General features: G+C 34.3%; 1 protein-coding gene. It reads right to left on the reverse strand.

Annotation, left to right across the window (positions count from 1 at the left end; all coding sequences use genetic code 11):
- Positions 1-58: 58 nt before the first annotated feature.
- Positions 59-1,009 (reverse strand): hypothetical protein (locus tag ABZ565_RS35835; RefSeq protein WP_361036513.1); only part of this gene is annotated, 951 nt, incomplete at its 5' end.

Genomic DNA, 1,009 nt, shown 5'->3' on the forward strand with positions numbered 1-1,009 from the left:
GCCCGCCACTCGGCGACCCCCCTGATGTGCAGGCCAGGTATAAGACCTAGCCTTTTTTTTAAGTACTTGAAATAGAAGAAATAAAATTATCAACGAAGTTTTCTATCTCCATTAGTATTGGAAACTTATCACCCAAATGAAAAACATATATAATTGCAACTATTACTACTAAAAATGCAACTGATTTCAGAAGAAAACTACCAAGACCAAGCTTTTGTTTTCTAACAGGGCTTTTTTTCATTGCAGCGACATACCGGTTTTCTATTCTGTGTTGTTTACTCATTTCTTTTTCTTTAAGTTTTACTGCTCTTTGTATTTCCTTTTCTTGCTGTTCATGATCCTTTTTCAACTCTTCCATGAACTTAATTTTCTCAAAAGCTAGCTTTTCTTCTATTTCTAATTTCTTAGCTGCATCCTTCTTTTTTTCTTCTTTTGCAGCTAATTGTTTAATACGGTATTCTTTAAACATAGTATATGCCTTTTTAGAAAAGCGAACAGAAGTCTTTACACTATTTTTTAGAAATTGAAGAAATAATCTTTTTACTTCTTCAAAGTCGAGTTCCTGAAGACGTTCTTTTATCGTTAATTTTGGCACTACAATACTTGGTGATGGCGATAGTTCACTAGCAACAGCTATTTCTGGTTCTGAATGTGTGAAGCCAAGTAACTCTTTTTGATGCTCTAAATTATTCTTATCATTTTCAGCTTGAAGGATATTTACCTGCCTAGTGGATTCGATCTTTTTCCCCTCGAATTCTTGCAGCTCCTTTTTCCTTTCTAATTCCTGTTTTTCTAAGTCAGCTTCAATACTCGCTAATTCAATTTCAGCTTTCTTCGCTTCTTCCTCCACTTGTTTTAGGAGTTTTTCATGCTCTTCTTTCTTCTTCCGATCGAGCTCTTTTTTTTCTTCCATGATTTGTTGAGCTTTTAATGTTTCTTCTTCAAGCAATCGTAAAGCTTCAATCTGTTGAGATTCTTTGACAGCAGCTTCTTTCTCTTTTAATGCAAT

The sequence above is a fragment of the Streptomyces sp. NPDC016469 genome (assembly GCF_040632905.1).
Lineage (GTDB): Bacteria > Actinomycetota > Actinomycetes > Streptomycetales > Streptomycetaceae > Streptomyces.